Consider the following 14,071-nt stretch of genomic DNA (forward strand, 5'->3'; position numbering starts at 1 on the left):
ACCCGATCAGCCGCCGACCAGCCTGGGAAAGAACACGGTTTCTTCCGCGCTCGGATCGAACGATCGGATCTGCGAGACCTGACCCGAACCGGTCCGCGCCGCGGCGGTAAAGCCGACATGCGTCAGCTCGCGGAACCGCCGCTCCGCCTTCGCAACCTCTTGCGCGTCCTTCGGGTCGAAGTGGTAACGGTTGTCGCCGGTACGGTCCATCACGATCTGAATTGCCATGATCGCCTCCTCGTATTGCTGCGGCCAAGGGACCTCGATCCAGTATCCGGCCGAAGCTGCGGACTTTCAAGGGAGGAAGAATCCGCCGGAAGGCGCCTGACGAGCGGCTAGGTAGGCCGCAACGGGATGTGGTGCGGTACATCGGTCGCCACGCCGCAGCGGAAGTCGGCGGAGTCGCCTAGGTTGCCTGGCTACCTTGCGAGCGTCTCAATGAAGGCGGCCGCGAAGCCGTTTGATTAGCTCGATCAGATCTTTCGCGTAATCCTCGATGACCCGGCGCGCCTCCTCCGTGCGTGACGGCTTCGTCTCGATCCCTTTTCCGCCGTTGGGAGGAGCCTGAATCGGCCGCGTCATGACGGGACCTTGAGGTGATGTCGGAGGACACCATTGACCTGAATCAACGAGAAGCATCCATTGCTTCTAGTCGTCGGGTGGACACGCGGGACAGTGTCGCCGATCGAATCCAAGACCTCTGCGAGCGCGACGGCGGCCGCCTCGCCCGCCCGGCGGCGGATCGCTACGGGCGATGTCGAAGGCGCGCTCGCGCGCATGCGGATCGTCGTCACCATGCCGGTCTGATTCTCTCAAAGCAAACCAGGCCCCGTGCGCAGCCGACTGAGGATGGAACTGGCTCAATAGCAGTGTGGCCCGCTCAACACGACGTTGAGGTTGATCGAGATCGCGCAGATCACTTTGAATGGTGAGCTCATGTGCGGCCCTCCTTTCAAGGCCACAACTCATCTTACCAGCTCAATCGGCGTCCAAAGCCTGGAAGCGTTCTGCCGTTATCGTACGCCTCCGTCACTTGCCGCTTAGGTCCGGATTGTTGCGCTGCTCCAGGGACGCATAGAGAGCATCCATGTCGATATGGATGATCTTGCGCAAATGCTGGGCGCGGTGCAATCCGTCGATTTTAGACCGTCGGGACCGTGCCGGCTTCAGCAACCTCCGTCCGGACATTTCGGGCACCTGTCGCCGATCGAATCGAGGACCTCGCGGATCTCCGCTACGGCGTCGCCGGCGGCAATGCCGTCCGGCGGATCCTGTCTGGCGATATCCAAGGCCCGCTCGCGAGCGTGCGGGTCGGCGCGGTCCTGCGCCCAGCCGTGCTCCTCGCATGCGCGGATGGCGCCGGCCTCCTGCAGCACGTGGATGGCCCAGCCGCGCAGCGTCCGGATCGCCGGCCGTCTTTCCTTCGTCATCAACATCGAAATCGCTCCTGCCGTGACGAATCCTTGGGGCCGCCGGCTCGTTCCTGGCGGTTAGCACGGGTCAGGGATTCCGAAATGCAGAGGCTACCGCTTGTCCACGTGTTCCGTGGCCTGTGCAGAACCATACTAAGCGGCGGGCGCCGGGTCTTCCTTGACGCCGCGGGCGACGATTCTGAGCGCCCCATCCGGGAGCGGCCGCTGCAGCTTCAAGGCTTCGTCTGCAGGCGTGGTCAACCAGGTCTCGACCTCGTCGGGCGTCGTCAGGATCACGGGCATCGCTTTCGGGTGAATAGCGCCCACCTCGGGGTTCGGCTCCGTCGTCAGGAACGCGTAGATGTCGTTCGTGGTCTCACCCTCCTTGACCTTCCGCACCGATGTCCAGTTCGCCCATATGCCGGCGAAGCATGCAAGCGGCCGGGTCTCGTCGAGCGCGAACCAGATGTCCCCGCCTTCGGCCTTGTTGAACTCGCTGAACGAATTGAAAGGAACCACGCATCGACTTTCGACGCCGAGCCAGCGCTCCCAGTGCTTCGACTTCACGTTCCGGATGTTGGTCGTTCCGGAATCCGGCTCCATCCGGAGCAATTCCTTGAAATCGACCTGCTTGCCCTTGGCTTGCAGCTTCTCGGCCCGCTTCTTCGTGGCGTCCATGAGCGCTTTGGACGACGACGGCATGCCCCATCGCGCGGTCGTGAGCTCGCGGCCGTCGCCCCCGTTCCGGACAATCGGCGCCTTGTAGTCCGGAAACACGCCCGGCATCGGCGCGAGGTTGCCGACGTACCGGTTGACGACGCGGAACAGCGCGCTGATGGCGGCCTGATTGGTGGTGATCGAATACAAGTTACACATCGTCAGGTCTTCGCAGCGGCCTGGCGAGGGCGCTGAGCCAGTTGTAGCAGCGTGGCCGCCGGGCGGCGATTCGCCTTGGCGCATTTGCTGCAGCGGAGCCCGCTCGCCAGGTCGTGCACGAAAGTGGTCGGCGGATGGCGCAGCGCGGCCATGTCGACGTCCCGCTTCATCTTGCAGCGCGAGCATTCGATTTCGAGCCACGAATATCCGCCGTTGATGGCCTGGTCGATCGTCGGCGACGGATCGATCGGACCGCCATCGGCCAACATTTTTTCGTTCCAGGATTCGCAACCCAGCTTGTCGGCTTGACGGATCAGCGCCTCCCCCTTGGCGTGTGCCTCGGATGACTGCCTGGCAGGATCGTCGTAATCGCGCGCGCCTTCCCCAACTCCTTTTGCAGCGCCTTGCGGTCGCCGCCGCTGAGGGGCGTCGGGTGGTGTTTATCCAATACCGACCGCGCCGGCGACTACTCGAATGAAGGCCAGCAGCCGTCTTCCTCATGTCGCCCAGTTCGCTCGGCGCAGGTGTTGTCCAAGAGCCGCCGGGCGACATCCTTCCAGAGCGCCTCCCGACCATAGAGGCGCACGGCGTCCACCTTCTGGATCTCGACCACCCTGGCGCAGCGCCGGCAGCCCACCCGGAGCAGATGCTTAGGCATTTGGTCCAGCCGCAGCGCCGCATCAGAGGGGCCTGACCGCGCCTCGGCGCGAGGGTCGTCCAAGAGCGCCTGCCAGTATTCCGCGGGCAGAGCGGCGTCGGGAGCCAAACTGGGCCTCTGGGGCACGTTTCTGCCGACGAGAGCGGCCATCTTATCCATCTCCTTCGGGGTCGGCATGCGCCAGCTCGCGGGTCGGTCGGTCATGCCTCAGTAGAACATAACTAGAACAAAAGAGTCGATAGCCGGCCTGAAAAAAATCCTCTTGTCGCCCCGTCCACGCTGTCGGAACCATGGCCTGTCGTTCGTCTTGAATCCGAGCCGCCCTCAATCGGAGTTCTGCGTAATCATGGCCCCGCGCGCCAACTGGAAGGGCTTTCTCCGCCTCTCGCTGGTCACCTGCCCGGTCGCTCTCTATCCGGCAACGTCGGAGAGCGAGAAGATCTCTTTCAATCAACTGAATCGTGCGACCGGGCATCGCATCAAGTACGTGAAGATCGATGCCGACACCGGGGACGAGGTGCCGAACGAGGACATCGTCAAGGGCTATGAACTCGACAAAGGGCAGTACATCGAGGTCACGAAGGAAGAGCTTCAGGAGCTTGCTCTGGAATCGACGCGGACCATCGAGATCGATGAGTTCGTCGACAAGTCCGACATCGATCCGCGCTACCTGATCCGGCCCTACTATCTGCGCCCGGATGGCAAGGTGGGTCACGACGCCTTCGCCGTGATCCGTGAGACGATCCGTGAAATGGATAAGGTCGCGATCGGCCGCGTGGTGCTGACCAACCGCGAGCACATCATCGCGCTCGAGCCCATGAGCAAAGGGCTCGTCGGTACGCTGCTTCGCTACCCGTATGAGGTGCGCAGTGAGCAGGAATATTTCGACGAGATCCAGGAGGTGAAGCTGACCAAGGACATGCTCGACCTAGCCAAACACATCGTGAACCAGAAGGCGAGCACGTTCGACCCCGAGAAATTTGAGGACCACTATGAGTCCGCGCTGGTCGACCTGATCAATCAGAAGCGCGCGGGCAAGACCATTCGCCCGAAGGAGCGGCCGAAGGGCGAGAACGTGGTCGACCTGATGGAGGCGCTGCGGAAGAGCGTCGGTCGGGAGGCCGCGCCGGCGAAAGGGGCCAAGTCCGCCAAAAAGCCGCGCAAGGCGTCGGCGGGCCAGAAGGAGATGCTGATGCCGATCCAAGGTAAGAAGCCGGCGAAGGAAGCAGCGGCGAAGAAACCCGTGACGGGCCAGCGGCGGAAGTCGGCTTAGGCGGTTGATGTCCGGGTGCCCCCCGGTGCATCAGGAAGCCGCGGCCCAACGCGCGATAAAGCGCTTCAACCGGACGCTTCGATGACCTTCTACTTTTCGCCCCGGGCGCAGCAGCGACGCTATTCGGATTTTTTGTCGCACGCGTTCGATCGTCCTTTGAGCTTTCAGCAGACCACGGGCTACTACAATAATTCCGCGCAGAACGGATGGCGGCGCATCGCCGCCCAGGTGCTCGAAAACTCGTTCTACACCGGGGATACGCTGGCGCAGATGTGCACGGCCGAGAGGATCAGGCTCGCGCTCTATTTTGTCGTCTGGATCGTCGTCGCGCTCAATCGGACCACCAATCTGGCCACGATAGGCGTGGCGGCCCAGATCCTCTTCAGCGAGCAGATCGTCTCGCGCTGGTTCCGGATAGAATGGCTCCGGAGGGAGTGCGAAACGATCTACGGCGAACTCTTCCGCCTCATACAGGGCAAAGGTCTGACCGAGGTGCTGGCTCTCGAAGCGCTCGGCCGCTACGAAATCTCTAAGGCCACCGCGGCGCTGGTGCTGTCTTCGAAGATATTCGCACGCCGTTCACCCGTCACCGACGCCGACTGGGCGAAGACGAGGGCGACGCTAGGTCTGTAGTCCCACGTTGGATTTGCACCTCGACCCTCGACCGACTCGACTCTATGTTCATGATGCGTTCTCATGGCGGAATGATCGACCATCCCGCCGGCTGGCGCATGCCGACTCGAAAACAGATCGAAAGGCTGGCATCCGCCGCCCCGGTCGGCAGAAACGCGCCAGGATCGCCCGCAATCGGTCGGGGCGACGACATGCCGCCCGAATACTGGCGGGCCGTCCTGGACGACGTCTCCGCCGACGCAAGACCGACCCCAGATCCGATCGGGACGCAGCGGCTCTGCGATATCGACCGCCACCTGCTGCGAGTTGGCTGCCGGCGTTGCGGTCGCACGGTCGAGCTCCAGAAGGTCGAGGCGATTCGCCTGTATGGTCCGGATTCGATTTGGCGGAACGTCGGCCAACGTTTGCTGGACAACACGTGCTCGCAGCGCACCGGTCGCCATGAGGAAGACGGCTGCGGGCCGGCGTGCGACGTGCCGTAGCGCGGTATGGCGCCCAAGCACCACCCGACCCCACTCTCCGGAGGCGACCGCAAGTCGCTGCAGAAGGAGCTCGGCCGGGCCGGCGCCATGACGGGCATCCTCGCCGCCCAAGCCGCCGAGGCCCGCGCCAAGGGCGAGGCCCTGATCCGTCAGGCCGACAAGCTGCTCGCGGAAAGCTGGAACGAGCGCATGTGGGCTGATGGCGAGCCGATCGATCCGTCGCCGACCGTCGACCAGGCGATCAACGGCGGCTATAGCTGGCTGCAGATCGAGTGCTCGCGCTGCAAGGCCGTTCGTGACGTCGATCTGGCCTCGCTTGCTCACCCGTCGACAACTTTCGTGCACGACTTGGCCAGCCGGCTTCGTTGCAGCAAATGCGCCAAAGCCGGCAAGCGCCCGGCCGCCACCCTGCTACAACTGGCCCAGCGCGCCCGGCATCCGGATCCGGAGACCTAAGCTTGTGTAACCTCTACTCGATCACCACCAATCAGGCTGCCATCAGCGCGCTGCTCCGCGTCGTCAACCGATACGTCGGCAATCTTCCGCCGATGCCCGGCGTCTTCCCCGACTACACGGCGCCAATCGTGCGCAGTGGCGCCGATGGTCGGGAGCTCGCCACCGCGCGCTGGGGCATGCCGTCGTCTTAGCAAGCTCTCCTGCTGGCGACCAAAAGACGAGCCGAGAAACTGCAGGCGAAAGGCAAGACGGTCGATTTCAAGGAATTGCTCCGGATGGAGCCGGACGCCGAGCGGGTTCGCGCGATCACCGAGAGGTCGGACCCGTTCGCCCGACGTCGTCTGCTGGATCTCGCCACGCGGTACGATGCGAGGGGCGGACGTGCCTCTCGATCCGGGTCAATTGAGCGCTCCTTGCCGCGGCCTCTCGCGACTCCCTCGCTGCCGAACCTCTCTGGCTCGAGCGAAGTCTGAGGCCGGGCAGAAGGTCAGCCTACCGGCTGAAGTGCAGCCGAAGTGACATGCTGCAGGAACTCCTCCTCCACAGTGCGATTGAATGCCGCGGAGGAAACGATGGCAGAGATCGCAAAGCCCGGTACCGATAGCAATCGTTGGAGTCTAGCGGCGGCGCTGGGGCTTCTCGCCGTGGCTTTTTTGTGGGACCGGGTCGCCCCGCCAGACGAGGCCGAGCATGCCGACCACGAAGCCTTGCCGCGCAAGGAGCGTGGCCGGCGGGACGCGTCTGCAGGCGATGAGGGTACCGACCGAGGGCGGCACGCGAGTTCGCCGGCCGAAATTCCCGCGAAGGGTTGGAAGGACATCCTGCTACGGGTTTATGGGAACATAGGGCAGCACCGCATCCTCGCGCTCGCCGCCGGCATGACCTACTACAGCATCCTCGCAATCTTCCCGGCTATGGCGGCTCTCGTTGCCATCTACGGGCTCTTCTCCGACCCCGGCAGCATCGCGAAGCATTTAGATCAGATTTCTGGATTCTTACCTGGCGGCGCGATCGAGGTTGCGCGCGATCAACTCACACGGGTGACATCGAAAGGTCCCCAGTCGCTCGGCGTGACCTTCGCAATCGGTCTCGGCATTTCGCTCTGGAGCGCGAACGCCGCGATGAAATCGCTGTTCGACACCTTTAATATTGTCTACGGCGAACCCGAAAAGCGCGGTTTTTTCAAGTTGAACGCCATAACGCTGGGATTCACGGTGGCCGCAATCCTGTTCGTGATCTCGGCGCTCTCCGCGGTCGTTGTCGTACCAGTCGTGCTCAACTACCTCCATCTGTCGAACTTTGCGGATCTTCTCGTCCGGATCGCCCGTTGGCCGGCCATGTTCGTCGCCGTCGCCTTGGGGATTTCCTGCGTTTACCGCTTCGGGCCGAGCCGCGAGGCGCCGCGTTGGTTCTGGATCACTTGGGGAAGCGCGGCTGCCACGATCCTCTGGCTGAGCGCCTCCGCACTGTTCTCCTGGTACGCTGCGAGCTTCGGCACATTCAACGAAACCTACGGTTCTCTTGGCGCGATAATCGGCTTCATGACCTGGCTCTGGATCTCGGCGATCGTGATCCTGCTGGGAGCCGAGCTCAATGCTGAAATGGAGCACCAGACGGAGCACGACACCACGACTGGTGCTCCGAAGCCGCTTGGTGCTAGGGGCGCCCAAATGGCGGACACGGTGGGCGGCGCGAAGGCCAAAAGCTGACGCTATCGGGACGCATTTCCGGATGGCCGCAACGGCTTCGTAGAGGTCGACGTTGGGATTGCTGAGCCCGAGGCAATTCGACGCTACACTTTTGGAACAGTCCGCAAGCTCGCAGGTTGGCGCAAGCATTCGAGAGGAACCATCATGCGCGCACTATGCTGGCACGGTAAAGGCGACGTCAGGATCGATACAGTTCCGGATCCGAAGATCCAGCATCCAAGGGACGCGGTTATAAAGATCACGGCATGTGCGATCTGCGGCTCCGATCTGCATCTGCTGGACGGTTACCAGCCAACCATGGAGAGCGGCGATATTCTCGGCCATGAGAATATGGGCGAAGTCATCGAACTTGGCTCCGAGGTCACCAATCTGAAAGTCGGAGACCGCGTGGTGGTACCGTTCACCATTAGCTGCGGCCAGTGCTGGTTTTGCCAAAAAGGTCTGTTTTCGTGCTGCGATCGCACCAACCCCAATGCCGAGATTGCGGCCAAAGCGATGGGGCAATCTCCTGCGGGCCTGTTCGGTTTCAGCCACATGCTTGGCGGTTATTCCGGCGGTCAGGCAGAGTACCTACGCGTCCCGATGGCCGACGTCGGCCCGATCAAGATCCCGGATAACGTCAGCGACGAGCAGGCGCTGTTCCTCTCCGACATCTTTCCGACCGGCTATATGGCCGCCGTCAACGCTCAGATCGAGGCAGGCGATACCGTGGCGATCTGGGGCTGCGGGCCCGTAGGTCAATTCGCGATCCGCTCCGCACTCCTGCTCGGCGCCGGCCGTGTGATCGCGATCGACGAAGTGCCGGAGCGGCTCGCAATGGCGGAAGCGGGCGGCGCGGAGACCATCGATTTTTCCAAGACGGATGTTTACGACGAGTTGATGAAGCGGACCCACAAGCGGGGCCCGGACAGCTGCATCGATGCGGTGGGCTGCGAGGCGTCCGGGCATGGGGCTGCGGACGCGGTTCTCGACAAGGTCAAGGCGGCCGCGTTTCTAGCTACTGACCGAGTCCACGTGCTGCGACAGGCCATCATGTGCTGCCGCAAGGCGGGCACCGTATCGATCCCCGGCGTATACGTCGGTATGGGGGACAAGGTCCCACTTGGCGCAGCCATGAATAAGGGGCTCACGATCAAGACCGGCCAAACCCACGTGCAGGCCTACACTAAGCCTCTCCTCAAGCTGATCGAAGAGGGCAAGATCGATCCGAGCTTCGTCGTTACTCATCCGGCCAGCCTCGAAGACGCTCCTGCTATGTACAAAAAATTCCGCGACAAGGAGGACGGTGTCATCAAGGTCGTGCTGCGGCCAGGGCAATAAATCTAGGCCGGCCCGTGTTCTTCTTCTTTTCGAATCGGCTGGGGTGCCTTGGGTCAGTCATTGTTTCGGCGGCCATTACGCTCGTGCTGCTTTTCGTGTTCGGAATACTGCGGTTTTGACGAACAGGTGGGCTCTGACTGTCGACAGGGAAACGTAATCGATCCCGTGCGGTGTGTCCCGGCGGCGCGGTCGAGTTCAGCCGCTACCCGGATGATAACTGCGACGCGATCTAAGCGCGCGCTACGAAGGCGGACGACCTGTTCAGCGAGTGCTCGAGGAAAAAACGCAGCATTTCCCTCGTCGCATCGGGCCCCCGCGCCGCCGGAGTGGCATGGAGCGCTCCGAGCACGATGATCGAAGCGATGGTCGCGCGGGCCACTCGGGATTGACGTCATGGGCGATCGTGGCGAGGCCCAGTACGTTGATGTGCAGAATCTCGCCGGCGCGCCGTGCCGCCTCGAGATCCTCCCGGGTGTAGTTGCGCAGCCCAAGGTCCAGTCGCTTCCGGACCGTGGATTGCCTCACAATGTCCGCGTGGCGTTCGAGCTGGTTCCGGATGGCCGTCCCGATGAAGTCGCTGCGGTTCGAGTAGAAGCCCTCCTGTACCATCAGATCGAGGTGCCCTCGTCGACGAGACTGCGCTCGACGACGAGTTCGCCGTTCCTGCAGACCGAAATTTACATGCAGGACGTCGTGCCGACGGTGCAGAGGCTGACCGCGTTTACAAGGTTTTCCGGCCGGATTTGAAGCGGCCTAGCGTCCCAGACGCTTCTCGACGCGCTTGCGGCTGTTGCCGACCTTCTTGACGGCCTTCTTGACGGCCGATGCCGAGCGGCCGGTCTTCTTAGCTTCGTAGCGAACTTCGTAGTCCTGTCCCTTCGCGACGCGTGCCCGGTCCTGCTTGCGTCCACGTGCGGTCTTCTTCTTCGCTGCCGCCATCGGCTCCTCCTCTTGCGAATGTTTGATGAGGTGCAACGCCGCAAGGAATCGCGAGTTCCCGGCCGGCTTCGCTGCGACGCTTCAGTGACCGCAAGGATGGCTCGGAACGATGGGCGCCCACCCGTCAAGCAAAAGGCCGTCCCAGGAAATGACGCCTTCATCCCATTTCGACGCGTGCTCGCGGTACATCGAAGCCCACTGAGGGCTCCATTCGATGATCTGGTCGTTGAGACCATCGCGAACGCGGCACGGCATATCGGGATCGAACGTGTCCATCGAGTTCATGCCGGATGTCCGGGATCGACGTCCCTTCACCGACCGAGATCTTCGCTCTGGATGTCGTCCTCGGATAGTCTCATTCCATCCGAGCCTTGTCTTTGAGATCGCGGATCCGGATTTCGGCTTCTTCCTTCGAAGTCACGATCTCGGATTCGTCCGGCACGCGCGCGATTGCACTGAGCCTCTTGAGCTCGTCAAGTTGTTCTGTTGTGGGCTTTTCCATCTTCGAATCCTTGAGGGCCTGCACGACAGCTTCGTCGTCGAGCACATCGAGCAGCTTGTTTATGGTTTGCTCGCAATCTCTGGGGCCGGGCTCGACATGCCGGGCCAAGATGCCTTGTGCGTCTTCCAAGGCCTTCGCAACTCGCCTTTCCGGATCCATGACCGGTACTCCACATACTCTGCAGGAAAACGCGGCTATGATCGGCGCGTTCCTTTGCTCAGCCCTTTGAACGAGCTCGCCCGCAGCAGACCTTCGGAGGTGATGTCACGGTACTCGATGTCGGCATAGAACTTGGGTTCGACCCACGTGGCCTTGGGCTTCCTGATTGTCTTGGTCAGCTTTTGCTTCGGGCTTACCACGGTGTCGAGCGCCTTGCGGATCTGCGCCGACGTGGTTCGGCTCCATCCGGTCCCGACCTTTCCCATGTAGACCAGATCCTTGCCTTCCTTCTTGCCCAGATAAAGCGCGGCCACACCGGATGGGTCCTTGATGAAGCCGACCACGGGAAACTTGCCCTTCTCAACGACTTTGATCTTCTGCCAAGCCTCGACCCGATCGGACCGGTATGGTGCGTCCACCCGCTTGGAGACGATGCCTTCGTAATTCAGTTTGCTGGCTGCGGAGAACAGAGCCTGGCCGTCCCCTTCGTGGTGCTCGCTATAGAGGACGGGCTCCTTGAGGTCGTGCTCATCGATCAGATTCTTGAGCAGCCTCTTCCGCTCGATCTGCGGCTCTTTGCGCAGATCTCTGCCGTCCAGCCACAGCAGATCGAAAGCGAAGTAGACCAGTCGATCCTGATCGCCCGTGCCAAGGTCTGCCTGCAGCTCGGAGAAGTTCGTGCGCCCATCATGGATGACGACGACCTCGCCGTCGACGATGGCCTCTCCTTCGATATCGAAAGCACCCGCAATTTTTGAGAACTTGCTGATCCAATTGTAACCGTTGCGGGTGTAGGCCCGTCGGTCGTCACCGTCGATGTGAAGCTGGATCCGGTAGCCATCGTATTTGACTTCGTGAATCCATAGAGACCCCGAAGGTGCCTTCATCTTCAGGGTCGCCAACTGGGGTTTGATGAACCCCGGCATTGTAGGGACCTCGGTCTTTTCGGGCCGAGGCGCCGTTGTACGCTTTGCCACGCTACTCAACTCACAAAAAACCCGCCGCCGGGTTGGGGCCGACGGCGGGCAGTCTACCTACCTCAATCAACGAGTCTCGTAACTTCGAAGGCGGCGAGGAGTTCCACTCTTCGCGCATTTGCGGCAGGACGCCGGGCGATCTTGGCAGAGCCCATCGAACTCCCGGCGAGAGCCGGCGTTTACTGACATCATGTCAGACGCATTCGACTACTTCCGCGCCTACGCCATCCGAGCTCTCAACTGGTGGCCGGCCGGATCTACAATCTCCTCAAGAAAGAGGCTGCCTACGGCCCCAATGTCCAGCATCTTGAGGACTTTCGCGCAGCCCAGAAGCTCGAGGCCTCCCTCGATCGCCGGCCAAGTGACGGCTCCGGCGGTCGCCTTGCTCCGGCGGCGCCGCAAAGCCCGGGCCGGGAGGCTGGCTGAATGCCTTCGCTCGACGCGCGCGGTGTGGCAAGTCTCCTGCGAGAGTACGCGCAGCGCACCGCCTTGCGAGGTGGTAATCCCTACCGGGCGAAAGCCTACTCTCGGGCCGCAGACAGCCTGGCGGCCCTCGCCGTTCCTCTGGACGTGCTCGTCGCCGAAGATCGGCTTACTGAGATCCCGGGCGTCGGCGATGCTATTGCCGACATCATCACCAAGCTTCACAAGACGGGCAGTCACCCCAGCCTCGAAAAGCTGCGGAAGGAGATTCCCGCGGGCGTGCTCGAGATGCTCGCTATACCCGGCCTTCGTCCGGAGAAGGTGCTGCGCCTGTACAAGGATCTCGGCATCGGCTCGCTACCGGAGTTGGAGGCCGCCGCCAAGGACGACCGCATCAAGAAGGCGAAAGGACTCGGCGCCGCGTTGCAGACCAAGATCCTGCAGAACCTCGCGATTGCCAAAAGCGGAGAAGGCCGCCTCCACCTGCACCGCGCCGCCGCGCTGCTCGCCCATGCGAAGGACTCGATCCGCAAGTCCCGCCCCGAACTCAAGCGTGTGACGATCGCCGGCGATTTTCGCCGCGGCTGCGAACTCGTTGGCGATCTCGCGATCGTTGCGGAGGCTGCCAAGCCCGACAAGACATCGACGACATCGGCCGACGGGCTGCAAATCCGAGTATCCGACCGCAAGCACTTCGGCGCCGCCCTTCTCTTCGCCACCGGCTCCGCCGGCCACATCGAGCAGCTTCAAGCCCTAGCCGCCGAGAAGGGTCTGCAGTTAGATATCGACGGCTTGCACAAGGGCCGCACGCTGGTCGCCCGCGAGGAGGCCGACATCTACCAGGCTCTCGGCTTGCCCTTCATCGACCCTGAGCTCCGGGAGGGGCGCGGCGAGATCGAGGCGGCTCTGAAAGGCAAGCTCCCGAAGCTCGTCACCGACCAGGACCTGCGCGGCATCCTTCACTGCCACACCGATGCTTCCGACGGCACCGAGACGCTGGAGACCATGGCTAAGGCCACGCGCCAGCGGGGCTTCGAGTATTTTGGCGTGGCGGATCATTCCAAGTCTGCCCACTATGCCGGCGGTCTCTCCGTTGAGGAGATCGCGCAGCAGCACCGGGAAGCCGATCGACTGAACAAGCGCTTCGGCAAGGACTTCCGGATCCTCAAGGGTATCGAGTCCGACATTTTGGCGGACGGGTCGCTCGACTATGACGATGACGTTCTGGAGCGCTTCGATTTCGTGGTCGCCAGCATTCATGGGCGCTTCAAGCTGGATCGCAAGTCGCAGACGCAGCGCCTGCTTCGGGCCATCTCCGATCCTCACACCACCATCATCGGCCACATGACAGGGCGACAGCTCCAGCGGCGGCCGGGCTACGAAATCGACGTCGAGAAGGTGCTGCGGGCGTGCGTCAAGCACGACGTTGTGGTCGAGATTAACGCCCACCCATGGCGGCTCGACCTGGACTGGCGCTGGCACCAGGCGGCCCTCGACTTCGGTTGCATGCTGAGCATCAATCCGGACGCCCACTCGATCTCCGAACTCGACCACATGCACTGGGGCGTCCAGATGGCTCGCAAAGGCGGCGTCTCTGCCGACCGGGTCCTGAATGCGATGACGCTTGCGGAGATCACGCGCTACCTACGCCAGAAGCGGCGCTCGCTCGCCCGCGCCGCGTGATGTCGCAGGGGCACGATCTGGCGCTCGAGGGGAGTGTCGTGGCGGTCGCCGCCGATCGCGGTCACCACTTCAGCAAACCAACTCAGGACCGCATTATCCTGGCGGAAGGTCACGGCGTCGAAGGCGACGCTCACGCCGGCCCGTTCGTCCGGCACCGCTATTTGGCACGCCGCCGGCCCCGGCTGCCCAATCTCCGGCAGGTCCACCTGATCCCGTCCGAACTTTTCCCGTCTCTCCTCGAAGCTGGCTTCGAGGTTGGCGCCGGCGACCTCGGCGAGAACGTCACCACCGCCGGCTTGGACCTCGAACGGATGCCGCTCGGGACCCTGATCGAGCTCGGACCGGCCGCGGTCGTCGAGCTGACGGGCCTGCGGACGCCCTGCGTCCTGATCGACCGCTTCCGGGCCGGCCTGAAGCGACAGGTGCTCTCGTCGGCGGAAACGGGCCCTGCGTTCAAATCTGGAGTGCTGGGCGTGGTCCGGGCCGGGGGACCGGTCGTGGCCGGCGACAGCGCGCGGGTTCGCCTTCCATCCTCCTCGTTTCGGCCTTTGCCGGCCCTGTAGAGAGCC

18 protein-coding genes and 3 pseudogenes are annotated in these 14,071 nt (G+C 62.7%); 10 read left to right on the plus strand and 11 right to left on the minus strand.

Annotated elements, in window-relative coordinates:
• Positions 1-6 precede the first annotated feature (6 nt).
• Together AB7008_RS41115 and AB7008_RS41120 are read right to left on the minus strand one after the other, a co-directional pair.
• Positions 7-228, minus strand: a complete 222-nt coding sequence (locus AB7008_RS41115; RefSeq protein WP_441260644.1) for a hypothetical protein — start codon at positions 226-228, stop codon at positions 7-9.
• Between the two features lie 207 nt (positions 229-435).
• Positions 436-582: a hypothetical protein gene (locus AB7008_RS41120; protein WP_441260645.1), complete on the minus strand. Its 147-nt coding sequence runs from the start codon at positions 580-582 to the stop codon at positions 436-438.
• 93 nt (positions 583-675) lie between these two features.
• On the opposite strand from AB7008_RS41120, the gene AB7008_RS41125 reads away from it, so the two are divergent.
• The gene (locus AB7008_RS41125) at positions 676-807 is read left to right on the plus strand and encodes a hypothetical protein (RefSeq protein ID WP_441260646.1); all 132 of its coding nucleotides are present in this window, start codon (positions 676-678) and stop codon (positions 805-807) included.
• Between the two features lie 359 nt (positions 808-1,166).
• Here AB7008_RS41125 and AB7008_RS41130 read toward each other — a convergent pair whose 3' ends face one another.
• From AB7008_RS41130 to AB7008_RS41145, 4 genes and pseudogenes are all read right to left on the minus strand, one after another.
• Positions 1,167-1,436 carry a hypothetical protein gene (locus AB7008_RS41130; protein ID WP_441260647.1) on the minus strand — a complete coding sequence of 90 codons (270 nt, stop codon included), beginning with the start codon at positions 1,434-1,436 and terminating at the stop codon, positions 1,167-1,169.
• A gap of 129 nt (positions 1,437-1,565) precedes the next feature.
• Positions 1,566-2,288, minus strand: a complete 723-nt coding sequence (locus AB7008_RS41135) for an SOS response-associated peptidase (RefSeq protein ID WP_441260648.1) — start codon at positions 2,286-2,288, stop codon at positions 1,566-1,568.
• Between the two features lie 2 nt (positions 2,289-2,290).
• Positions 2,291-2,736 (minus strand): annotated as a pseudogene (locus tag AB7008_RS41140) (hypothetical protein).
• Positions 2,737-2,754: 18 nt separating this feature from the next.
• Positions 2,755-3,150, minus strand: coding sequence for a hypothetical protein (locus AB7008_RS41145; RefSeq protein ID WP_441260649.1), 396 nt, complete (start codon positions 3,148-3,150; stop codon positions 2,755-2,757).
• A gap of 142 nt (positions 3,151-3,292) precedes the next feature.
• Here AB7008_RS41145 and ku point away from each other — a divergent pair, with 142 nt between their 5' ends.
• The 7 genes and pseudogenes from ku (at position 3,293) to AB7008_RS41180 (ending at position 8,819) form a co-directional block, all read left to right on the plus strand.
• Positions 3,293-4,219, plus strand: coding sequence for a non-homologous end joining protein Ku (gene ku, locus AB7008_RS41150; protein ID WP_441260650.1), 927 nt, complete (start codon positions 3,293-3,295; stop codon positions 4,217-4,219).
• A gap of 81 nt (positions 4,220-4,300) precedes the next feature.
• The gene (locus tag AB7008_RS41155) at positions 4,301-4,852 is read left to right on the plus strand and encodes a hypothetical protein (RefSeq protein ID WP_441260651.1); all 552 of its coding nucleotides are present in this window, start codon (positions 4,301-4,303) and stop codon (positions 4,850-4,852) included.
• A gap of 44 nt (positions 4,853-4,896) precedes the next feature.
• Positions 4,897-5,334: a hypothetical protein gene (locus AB7008_RS41160; RefSeq protein WP_441260652.1), complete on the plus strand. Its 438-nt coding sequence runs from the start codon at positions 4,897-4,899 to the stop codon at positions 5,332-5,334.
• A 6-nt stretch (positions 5,335-5,340) separates the two neighbouring features.
• A complete protein-coding gene (locus AB7008_RS41165) occupies positions 5,341-5,790 on the plus strand; it encodes a hypothetical protein (RefSeq protein WP_441260653.1) in 450 nt (149 codons plus the stop codon).
• Between the two features lie 2 nt (positions 5,791-5,792).
• Positions 5,793-6,077 (plus strand): annotated as a pseudogene (locus tag AB7008_RS41170) (SOS response-associated peptidase); the annotation flags it as partial.
• Positions 6,078-6,362: 285 nt separating this feature from the next.
• Positions 6,363-7,499: a YihY/virulence factor BrkB family protein gene (locus AB7008_RS41175; RefSeq protein WP_441260654.1), complete on the plus strand. Its 1,137-nt coding sequence runs from the start codon at positions 6,363-6,365 to the stop codon at positions 7,497-7,499.
• 144 nt (positions 7,500-7,643) lie between these two features.
• Positions 7,644-8,819 carry a zinc-dependent alcohol dehydrogenase gene (locus AB7008_RS41180; protein WP_441260655.1) on the plus strand — a complete coding sequence of 392 codons (1,176 nt, stop codon included), beginning with the start codon at positions 7,644-7,646 and terminating at the stop codon, positions 8,817-8,819.
• A 295-nt stretch (positions 8,820-9,114) separates the two neighbouring features.
• Here AB7008_RS41180 and AB7008_RS41185 read toward each other — a convergent pair.
• From AB7008_RS41185 to ligD, 5 genes and pseudogenes are all read right to left on the minus strand, one after another.
• Positions 9,115-9,443, minus strand: a pseudogene (locus AB7008_RS41185) (CopG family transcriptional regulator); the annotation flags it as partial.
• Between the two features lie 129 nt (positions 9,444-9,572).
• Positions 9,573-9,758 carry a DUF3606 domain-containing protein gene (locus AB7008_RS41190; RefSeq protein WP_028133503.1) on the minus strand — a complete coding sequence of 62 codons (186 nt, stop codon included), beginning with the start codon at positions 9,756-9,758 and terminating at the stop codon, positions 9,573-9,575.
• 81 nt (positions 9,759-9,839) lie between these two features.
• Entirely contained in the window at positions 9,840-10,043 is a 204-nt protein-coding gene (locus AB7008_RS41195) for a hypothetical protein (protein WP_441260656.1), read from the minus strand.
• Positions 10,044-10,113: 70 nt separating this feature from the next.
• Complete coding sequence (locus AB7008_RS41200) at positions 10,114-10,419, minus strand: hypothetical protein (protein ID WP_441260657.1); 306 nt, start codon at positions 10,417-10,419, stop codon at positions 10,114-10,116.
• A gap of 35 nt (positions 10,420-10,454) precedes the next feature.
• Entirely contained in the window at positions 10,455-11,345 is an 891-nt protein-coding gene (gene ligD, locus AB7008_RS41205; RefSeq protein ID WP_441260658.1) for a non-homologous end-joining DNA ligase, read from the minus strand.
• A gap of 477 nt (positions 11,346-11,822) precedes the next feature.
• Here ligD and AB7008_RS41210 point away from each other — a divergent pair, with 477 nt between their 5' ends.
• Positions 11,823-13,502: a helix-hairpin-helix domain-containing protein gene (locus tag AB7008_RS41210; RefSeq protein ID WP_441260659.1), complete on the plus strand. Its 1,680-nt coding sequence runs from the start codon at positions 11,823-11,825 to the stop codon at positions 13,500-13,502.
• The gene (locus AB7008_RS41215) at positions 13,502-14,065 is read left to right on the plus strand and encodes an MOSC domain-containing protein (protein WP_441260660.1); all 564 of its coding nucleotides are present in this window, start codon (positions 13,502-13,504) and stop codon (positions 14,063-14,065) included. Before AB7008_RS41210 ends, AB7008_RS41215 begins: the two co-directional genes overlap by 1 nt.
• Positions 14,066-14,071 lie beyond the last annotated feature (6 nt).

The organism is Bradyrhizobium sp. 521_C7_N1_3, from assembly GCF_052075975.1.
Taxonomy (GTDB): domain Bacteria; phylum Pseudomonadota; class Alphaproteobacteria; order Rhizobiales; family Xanthobacteraceae; genus Bradyrhizobium; species Bradyrhizobium japonicum.